A 6,516-nucleotide genomic window follows, 5' to 3' on the forward strand; every position below is an offset into this window, starting at 1 on the left:
CAGCTTTTTGGCGTAGCGTCCCTCTGGAGCGAATTGTTAGGCTGAGACTTGACGTAGCACACTACTAAACTCCTCGAGAAAAGCCGAAAGAACTTTCTTCTGCTCAGGGCCCTCCGGTTTCGCCAATACTGTCAATCTATCTTTGAACCCGAGAAGGAGCGTTAGGTAGAACTCCCGCTTCCTTTCCTCCGCCCCTTCCAGATTCTTCGCGATGTTGTTTAGCTCTTCTCGAGAATTTTTAATTTGGGCCTCGAAGTCTCCGGAAAAGCCACGCATGAGATGACTTCCAATCAACTTTGCCCGCATACCCTTCTTTTTAATTTGATGGGTCGAGGAGCGGATTTCAACCAACAAACAACTCATGGAACTGCGAATCTTCTCGCTGGGCGTATCTGGGAAATTATCATCTATGCGACTAAAGCCCATGCCATCAATCAGTGCCGCAATTTTCTGCTTTGACAAATTAACCGGCTTCCAACTATGAGCAAATTCGTTCCGAATTTTGCGCAAGCGTTCTAGATCGATAAATTGGTCTTTGGTGATCAAGCCCATGGCGTAAGCGGCTTTAATGCGTGAGGAAAATGTTCCCAGTGGAGCATTGAAACCATCGATAAGTTGTGTCGTCGCCTCGACAGGCATCATGAATGCCTTCAGTAGCTCGCCGAGGGCCTCCTCAGCAAACGCTGCTAACGAAAGAACCAGACCTCGATCATCAAGGTCACGCAGTGACCTCGTGAGTAGGTTTATTCCACCAAAAACCTGGTCTTCTGGATCGGGTAGGTCTGAAATCTTTGGCTCGTTCTCCATCGCAGCCTAACGAGGTTGTAAAAAAACGTCCGAGGCCACACTTTTACTCCGACTCGAGGTGTCCTTGACCCCTTGCCGAGCCCGCAATCGCTCAATACAGCGCGTTCTGAGAGGTCGATTTTCCAGAGCAGTCATGGCAGCAGTCACGCTTTCAGTTCTTTTATAGCCTCAACGTTTGAGATGCGAAGCGTGACCCGGCTTGCCGGGGCACGTCCTCTCGATTGATGGGTTAGGCGCTTGAGGCCTTGCGCGCCACATTTGAAAACCTCGGCATTGCGATGCTTCTATACGCCTTTGAGACATCTTCCAGCTTTATGCCTACTCGCTTGATCTCTTCGGCTGACCAGTTCTCTGGATTTGTCCAGAAGTCTGCCTTGTATTCGCAGGTCATAGCCAATTCTTCGTCGATGTGCCGCAGTGGAATAGCTGCGGCTCCCCAGTACTTTGAAAGTTGCGCTTCGACATCCATGTTCCGCGGCTTCCCTTTCTCCAAGTCTCGGTAGTAGAGCTTTGTTTCCAGGAGCGCGGTCGAAATGGATCGTAAGGCGTTGTCCTTGAGGTCTCGCTTCTCCTTTGAGAGCGTGGCTATCGGCCCTAGTAGACAAATCAGCTTGTCAATGACGTACTCAAGCATGGAGTCTCCCAATTCGATTGATAGAGGAAAAGCGCCTAACGTTTGACATGGGAGGCCCGCCCCGGCTTGCCGGGGCGAGTCCTCTTGATGGAAGGGGTAGGCGTCACTGCGCCTCCTTCTCAAGCATTGCAACTATCTCGCTTGAAAGCGCCTGCAGCTTTTCCTTCTTGGCGGCGTACTCTGGGTCGCTTGTTAGTAGTGCGCCGGTTGGCCCAATTGTCTTGTCGATCTCGTCGTATTTGTCTAGGTACTGATTTAGGGCCACTGCCTCGGCGTCCGTGAGTTGGAGTGCAGACGCTAGCTGCGACACCTTCTTGCGATACCAACTTCGCTTCGCTCGAGATGATTCAGTACTTGAGAACCTGCCTTCCGAGGCGCCAGTGAAGGCAAGAATCTGCGCAAGTGGTAGGGCGACACTTTTCAGGCGTTCCTCTCGGACGAAAAGATCCTTTTTTGCCTGATCAATTTCGCGGAGAACCAACTTGAGATTCTTCAGATCAAGCTCTTGCAGGCGTCCGAAACCGTGCAGAACAAGTCCGAGCAGTGCGGTTGCGGCGACCAAGAAGCAGTAGCTGGCTTCGCTTATGCGACCCAGCCAAAGAAGCATGGTGAACGTGATGAAGCATGTGACAGCGATAAGGAGCGGCATGGAAGTTCCTGGGACGCCTAACGAGGGTGTAAAAAAACGTCCGAGGCCACACTTTTTCTCCGATTCGAGGTGTCCTTGACCCCTTGCCGAGCCCGCAATCGTTCAATACAGCGCGTTCTGAGAGGTCGATTTTCCAGAGCAGTCATGGCAGCAGTCACGCTTTCAGTTCTTTTATAGCTTCAACGTTTGACATGAGGGACGTCCAAGGGCGATAGCCCTTGGACGTCCCCCTCGATGGCAGGGTTAGGCGCTGCCCGGCACAGGTGGAACGAAATGGTGAGCATGCTCAACTGACTCTCGGGTTCGGAGTCGCGCAACAAAGTTGATATTTCGATGCCCGAAAGCAGAGATCTCTTTCAATGCGACGGGTACGCCTTCGCCGGTTAGGCGAGCATGGTCAACGCCATGAGGTATTTCAAGACTGATGCGAACTGAGCGCATTGAGCCGGAGAAGATATCCGGTATGCCGGTCACTACGTGCCAGTAACGACCGTCTTCTAGCCTTGAAGCGCTTCGACCTGTAAACGAGTCGATAACGATTCCGACATCGAATTCGGTCGACTTCAGAATTTTCTTTGAATCGTTCCAGATGTCGAGCTGAAGGATGCGGACAAGGCACCTCTGGTCTTCATCAAAGTGTTCGACGATGTCGACCTGTACGCTGTTGTCTAGTTGAACCCCCTGGACCGAATATCGAATGAGGCGATTCGTATCGTCAGCGAGCATTCCTGCCTCGCTGATGGTCCAAGCAATCCGAGGGCCGAGTTGCTGAGCCAGATCGCTGATGCGACCGTTGTAGACAAGATGCGTGTAGTGCTTCAGATCAAAAGGAATGTCATCGGTACTCTGCGTTAACAGAATGACCCGCTTGCCGAGTGCATGTGCGTACCCCGTTTCGTAGAAGACATTTGCGTTTCTACCTGTCATATCAGCTATAACTACGTCAGCTTTTGTAATCTGGTTGTAGATCCTGTCCAGGATCGTTCCATCGAACATCTGCTCGTCGACTCGCTCGCAGTAGCAGCCGTGATCCTCACAGGCCTTCTTGATGCCGTAGCGATAGATGTCGTCAAAGTCTGATGAGAACGGCATCAATACAAAGACGAACGGCTTCTTGACGGGAGTGCTATGCATAGAGGCTTTCAAGGGTGCTTGCACGAATCAGTCGCTGCTCTGCAGCGCCTAACGAGGTTGTAAAAAAACGTCCGAGGCCACACTTTTACTCCGATTCAAGGTGTCCTTGTCCCCTTGCCGAGCCCGCAATCGTTCAATACAGCGCGTTCTGAGAGGTCGATTTTCCAGAGCAGTCATGGCAGCAGTCACGCTTTCAGTTTTTTTACAGCCTCAACGTTTGACGTGAGGGGCGGCCGGAGCCGCAGGCGGAGGGAGCCACAAGCGCAGCTTGTGGCTCCCTCTCGACGGAATTGTTATGCATATGTGTGCTACGAAGTAACAGAGGAAAGGGACCAGTGTGCGTGCCGACCATCTTTTCGCTGAACAACCTGACCATCCACAAGCAGATCGTTCAATAGGCGATATACATAAACCTTGCTGACACCCATGTGCTCGTAAATTTCTGCCGTGGGTTTTTCTCCCTCAGCAAGGATGCTAAGAATCTTCTCCTTCCTGGAGTCCATTGAGGCCTGCTCAACGACACCACCGACCTTCTCTGAAATTCGCTGAATCTGTTCAGGCGATAGCGAAACCTCTGCAGATACAGCGGATGTGACAGTCCCGATCACCTGATATTTTAGGGCGTCTTTGATTCTTAATGATTCGATATACATTTCCTCATTTTCAAAGTCGCTAGGCGCATACAGGACTGTGTGGTTCCAGTTCAGAATTGCAAAGAACACCCCGACAATAAGTATTGGAAATGCCATGACAAAATAAATGAAAATGGCCTGCATCTCTGGGGAGAGGTTAATCAGAGAAATGGTCGCAAAACCTTCAGCCAAGGTTGCGAATATTGCTACCACGGTAAGTGGGTTGCTAACTTTTGTCACTACACTGCGTCTCCTATGGGCTTATGCATAACTTTGATTTATACGGCGTAGTTAAAAGCCACATCCATCCACTTTTGGATAGATGCAACGTTTCTGGATAGATATGGAATCCACATCTATCTCATTCCTCCAGAGCACGTACACGGTCGGACAGCCCCACTTGTCGGGCCGCGCGCAGTGGCAACTTCCAAAGGCGTAACACAGGATCCCAGACGCCGCCTGCCGCCTTGACCTGTGATTGCAGTGCCTTTTCGCCGTAGCCGACTTGAACCCCACCAACCTGCCGGCGCGCGAACGGATAGGCACTCGGGACTTGGGGGTCAGGTCTTGCCTTTTGCTCGCAAGCACTGGACTGAGCACTCACGCGTTTTCGCGGCATTCGCATGCCACGAAACGCGACTGACAGGGTATTGCTGCCGCTGTGGGCCGAAGCCTGACGGCCCGATGGTTCGGGCCAGCTTCGCAGCGGCGTCGGATGTTGATGGACCATGGCTCCCTCTCTGGCTGGAACGTTTTTGGTTGTTGTCCGTTCGAGCGGCCATTCTGCAACGTCTTGTCACAAGTTGGCAACCACCTTCCGCATCCTGAACTGCTGGTGCCCCGCCGCGAGCACGCCGGCAGAGGCGACCAGCCCTGCGACCACCGTTCTAGCGTTTTGGTGGGAAGAAATCAGTTTTCTATCAAAATAGCGTCATCCCTATCCAAACACCACCATGGCCGACACCTTCCTGGGTTTCCAACGCCTGGCCCAAGTCCACGGCATCCGCCTCGTGCAGCCGCTGTTCAGCCGCAGCCGCCTGGGGGCGGTGCGCCAACGCGAGGCAGTGGATGGCCACGAGGTGCTCACCTGGCCTGCCCAGTACCAGCCGGCCGACAGCTTTCGGGGGCACTTCGAGTTCGGGCTGAAGTACGAGCGGCTGCATTTTGAGTTCTTCTCGCGCCTGTTTGCCGCGCTGGACCCGGCCGAGGTGGCGGCCTGGGTGCGCGATGAACCCACGGGCCGCTACGCTCGCCGCACCGCCTTCTTCTATGAGTGGTTCACCGGGCGGCGGCTGGATGTGCCCGACACGGCGGCCAACATGGGCTATGTGGACGCCATTGACGGTGGGCAGTACCTGACAGCGTCTCGGCCCGAGCGGGTGCGGCGCTGGCGGGTCAACAACAACCTGCCCGGCTCGCCCGAGTTCTGCCCGCTGGTGGTGCTGGGGCCGGAGGCTGAGCGCGGCTGGCTGTACGACGTGGGGGCCGGCGTGCAGCGGCTGGACGACACCTATGGCCCGGAGCTGCTGCTGCGCAGCGCGGCCTGGCTGACGTTCAAGGAGTCGCGCGCGAGCTTCGCCGTGGAGCACGAGGCCGACCAAGATCACAAGGTTCGCCGCTTTGCCGCCGCGATCACTGAATTCAGCGGCTGGCTGGACGACCCCATGTCGCCCGAGCACCTGCTGGGCCTGCAGAAGGCGGTGCTGGGGCCGCACGCGCTGCGGGTGGGCGTCCGCCAGTCGCCGGTGTTTGTGGGGCAGAGCAGCTTGCGCGCGCAGCTGGTGCACTACATCGCACCGGGCGAAGACCGGGTGCCGGGCATGCTGGACGCGCTGCGGCTGTATGAGCGGCGCACGCGCGGTGCGAACAGCGTGGCGCGCGCGGCGGCGGTGTCGTTCGCTTTTGTGTACCTGCACCCGCTGGCCGACGGCAACGGCCGGGTGCACCGTTTTCTGGTCAACCACCTGCTGGCGGCGGACAAGGTGGTGCCGCCGAACATCGTGGTGCCGGTGTCGGCCACCATCGCCGGCTCGGCCAAAGGCCGGGCGCAGTACGACGAGGTGCTGGAGGTGGTGTCGCGGCCGTTCATGCGGGCCTATGCCGACGGCTACCGCTTCGGGGCGCACCGGGTGTGCGCCGACGGCGTGGAGACGAATTTCGAGTTCCTGCAAGCCGACGACGCGCAGCACGTCTGGCGCTACCTCGACCTGACGGCGCATGCGCGCTACCTGAGCGAGCTGCTGCGCCAGACGGTGGAACACGAGATGGCGGAGGAGGCCCTGCTGCTGCGCCAGCACGACGCCGCGCGCGCCGCCATCAAGCGCTGGGTGGAGATGCCGGACGCGGATGCCGACCGCATCATTCGGTCGCTGCACCAAAGCCAATGGGTGGTCAGCGGCACGCTGCGGCAGGAGCTGCCCGAGATTTTTGAGGAAGGCGGCGCCTTCTACGGTGTGCACGAGCGGCTGGTGGAGGCTGTGCGTGCGGCGTTTGAAGACGGCGCGGGGACCACGCCGGCCCGGTGAGCGGCGAGCCAGGACACCCTATGCAAGACGACCTGTTCGGTGTGCCGCTCGCACCGCCACCCACACGACCCAAACCGCTCGCCGCCGCGCCCGATCCGGCGGACGATGACGACCCTACACCAGCCACACCCCGCC

6 protein-coding genes are annotated in these 6,516 nt (G+C 56.7%); 1 reads left to right on the forward strand and 5 read right to left on the reverse strand.

Features of this window, described 5'->3' with window-relative positions; all coding sequences use genetic code 11:
* Positions 1–36: 36 nt before the first annotated feature.
* From B0E41_RS26440 to B0E41_RS04915, 5 genes are all read right to left on the reverse strand, one after another.
* Entirely contained in the window at positions 37–807 is a 771-nt protein-coding gene (locus tag B0E41_RS26440; protein WP_216350729.1) for an MltR family transcriptional regulator, read from the reverse strand.
* 229 nt (positions 808–1,036) lie between these two features.
* On the reverse strand, positions 1,037–1,441 hold the full coding sequence (locus B0E41_RS04900; RefSeq protein ID WP_077329507.1) for a hypothetical protein: 405 nt from the start codon (positions 1,439–1,441) through the stop codon (positions 1,037–1,039).
* A gap of 103 nt (positions 1,442–1,544) precedes the next feature.
* Positions 1,545–2,090, reverse strand: coding sequence for a hypothetical protein (locus B0E41_RS04905; protein ID WP_077329510.1), 546 nt, complete (start codon positions 2,088–2,090; stop codon positions 1,545–1,547).
* 243 nt (positions 2,091–2,333) lie between these two features.
* Positions 2,334–3,224 (reverse strand): hypothetical protein, encoded by an 891-nt coding sequence (locus tag B0E41_RS04910; protein WP_077329512.1) that lies wholly within the window; start codon positions 3,222–3,224, stop codon positions 2,334–2,336.
* 308 nt (positions 3,225–3,532) lie between these two features.
* Entirely contained in the window at positions 3,533–4,096 is a 564-nt protein-coding gene (locus B0E41_RS04915; protein WP_143433663.1) for a helix-turn-helix domain-containing protein, read from the reverse strand.
* A gap of 713 nt (positions 4,097–4,809) precedes the next feature.
* Here B0E41_RS04915 and B0E41_RS04920 point away from each other — a divergent pair.
* Positions 4,810–6,381 (forward strand): Fic family protein, encoded by a 1,572-nt coding sequence (locus tag B0E41_RS04920; protein WP_077329517.1) that lies wholly within the window; start codon positions 4,810–4,812, stop codon positions 6,379–6,381.
* Positions 6,382–6,516 lie beyond the last annotated feature (135 nt).

It is taken from the genome of Hydrogenophaga sp. A37 (genome assembly GCF_002001205.1).
Lineage (GTDB): Bacteria > Pseudomonadota > Gammaproteobacteria > Burkholderiales > Burkholderiaceae_C > Hydrogenophaga.

What these genes read in the sequence shown, in the direction of transcription:
- B0E41_RS04900 (WP_077329507.1), bottom strand. Translation starts at nt 1,441, where the DNA reads ATGCTTGAGTACGTCATTGACAAGCTGATTTGTCTACTAGGGCCGATA.
- B0E41_RS04905 (WP_077329510.1), bottom strand. Translation starts at nt 2,090, where the DNA reads ATGCCGCTCCTTATCGCTGTCACATGCTTCATCACGTTCACCATGCTT.
- B0E41_RS04910 (WP_077329512.1), bottom strand. Translation starts at nt 3,224, where the DNA reads ATGCATAGCACTCCCGTCAAGAAGCCGTTCGTCTTTGTATTGATGCCG.
- B0E41_RS26440 (WP_216350729.1), bottom strand. Translation starts at nt 807, where the DNA reads ATGGAGAACGAGCCAAAGATTTCAGACCTACCCGATCCAGAAGACCAG.
- B0E41_RS04920 (WP_077329517.1), top strand. Translation starts at nt 4,810, where the DNA reads ATGGCCGACACCTTCCTGGGTTTCCAACGCCTGGCCCAAGTCCACGGC.